The 1,559-nt window shown below is 37.4% G+C and carries 2 protein-coding genes and 1 pseudogene; 2 read left to right on the top strand and 1 reads right to left on the bottom strand.

Going from position 1 to position 1,559, the window contains the following annotated elements:
- On the bottom strand, window positions 1-708 hold a 708-nt coding region (locus tag WBM49_RS06635; RefSeq protein ID WP_424371272.1), incomplete at its 3' end, for a universal stress protein.
- Window positions 709-831: 123 nt separating this feature from the next.
- On the opposite strand from WBM49_RS06635, the gene WBM49_RS06630 reads away from it, so the two are divergent.
- Entirely contained in the window at window positions 832-1,284 is a 453-nt protein-coding gene (locus WBM49_RS06630; protein ID WP_424371271.1) for a DUF2267 domain-containing protein, read from the top strand.
- 153 nt (window positions 1,285-1,437) lie between these two features.
- Window positions 1,438-1,559: pseudogene (locus WBM49_RS06625) on the top strand (DUF302 domain-containing protein); the annotation flags it as partial.

Raw genomic sequence — 1,559 nt, 5'->3', positions numbered from 1 at the left:
CTCTACATACTCCAGAATAGCTTCGGGCAGAGGTTTGCCTATGGCTTCCACTTCTTGGTAGGCTGAATTAGCAAGAAGTTTTAACAAGATCATTTTGTTTTTCAGTTGTACATCGGGCAGGTTTTCTGCTTCTTTTATATGAAGAACCGTAATTTTAGCCTGGTGCATTTTTGCTATTTCTATAATAGCGTAGACGTCATCTTTTTCATAGGAAGACAAATAGTCCGAAGGCAGGAGCACATGTTTGATGGACTTAAACTTACAATTTTTAGGAATGACCAATACCGGCACAACGGCTTTTCGTATTACAAAAACGGTACTAGTACCCAAAAATAATTGCTTCACCCCGGTAGCCCCCTGGGTACCCATGACCACCAAATCAATTTTCTTTTTTTCTGATAGCTCGTTGATCTCGTCTGTTAACGTATTAAAGGCCGAAACAGTTTCAAAGGTATGTTTCTTGTTTGGAAATTTTTCCTTGACGTCCTCAAGGGTTTTTTCCAATCCAGCCAGGGCTACTTCCACTTCCATATCGGGAATGGCACTAAATTCAGGCCCCCCCAGCGCATAGTCCATCCGATAAAAAGCTGGGATATAGGTATGAAGAAAGTAGAATTTACATTTTTCGTTCTTAAAGAATTCCAGGGCATAGCAAATGGCATTCCACGCATTACCTGAAAAGTCTGTTGGAATCAGTATGTTTTTCATCTCGCCTGTATTTCTGGTTTATTACCAAAGATAAATCCGGAATTGTGCTTTTAAAATGACGAAGGTCATTTGGAAGACAAACAAAAACAGTCAAATTTATACTTCACTTAATAACTATGTATTATGGCACTCAATTTTAATCAATACGCAGCAGAGGGAAACACCTTTATAAAGGAGTATGCAAAGCAAATGAACCTCGGAACCGATACAGACAAAGCAGGGCGCATTTTCATAGCCATTATGCACGCCCTTCGCGATATGATCCCGCCCGAAGAATCATTACAATTAATTGCTCAATTACCCATGTTTATCAAGGGTGCTTACGTTCACGGATGGAAGCTTACAAAGAAAAAACCTAAGATAAAGCATATGGCAGGGTTTATTGATCTTGTCAGACAATACGATGGTCCTGCCGCAGTGAACGATTTTGAATATAGTGAGGAGGTAGCAGAGCGATACATTAATACTACGTTTATCTATCTTAGAAAATATATCTCTTTGGGAGAAATGGAAGATATCCGTGACGGATTGCCCAAGGACCTGAAAAGTATGATCTATTCTAATTTGATGTTTTAAACAACTAATGTTTTATTTTTAAAGAGTAACTATTTTGAGTAAAGCTACGTTTCAAACGGCTAACGGGGAATTGTATAAATACGCGGGTTATTTTTGCTATTAATTATAGCATACAAGGGGTAATTATATATTTATAATTTAAAGAATAGAGATATGAAATACTATTTTAATAAAGAACTGAAAATGGGTTTTGAAGAGGTAATTATTAAAGTTACAAAAGCTCTGAAGGAAGAGGGGTTTGGAATCTTGACGGAAATAGACATAAAGGATACCTT

Source organism: Muriicola sp. (assembly GCF_049669965.1).
Taxonomy (GTDB): Bacteria; Bacteroidota; Bacteroidia; order Flavobacteriales; family Flavobacteriaceae; genus Muriicola.
Note: the sequence above shows the minus strand (reverse complement) of the source record. Positions and strands in the feature narration are given on the sequence as shown.